Raw genomic sequence first — 253 nt, forward strand, 5'->3', positions numbered from 1 at the left:
GGCCCACTGGAGCTGTGAGGTTCCGACGTTGCCCGGGGGTGTGGGGCCTGTTGTTCGTTGGCGGCAAGCTTGTTCTGGTGGGTGGCCTCGGTGTGGGGTCGTTGCTGGTGTGGGCGTGTTCTTTGAGAACTCAACAGTGTGTCGATGAATTGTCAGTGCCAAAGATGTTTTTTGGCTTTGCACAGACGATCAAAGAGAGTGTTTTTTGGTTGTTTGTGTGTGGCTTTTCTCGTTCAATTTTTCTTTGACGAGG

Annotated in this window: 1 protein-coding gene; it reads left to right on the forward strand. The window is 52.2% G+C overall.

The features are described 5' to 3' along the window. Nucleotides 1–248, forward strand: a 248-nt coding sequence (locus tag P0W64_RS22520; protein ID WP_275482436.1) for a hypothetical protein, incomplete at its 5' end; no start/stop codon positions are given. Nucleotides 249–253: the final 5 nt, after the last annotated feature.

The sequence above is a fragment of the Tsukamurella sp. 8F genome (assembly GCF_029167375.1).
GTDB lineage: Bacteria > Actinomycetota > Actinomycetes > Mycobacteriales > Mycobacteriaceae > Tsukamurella.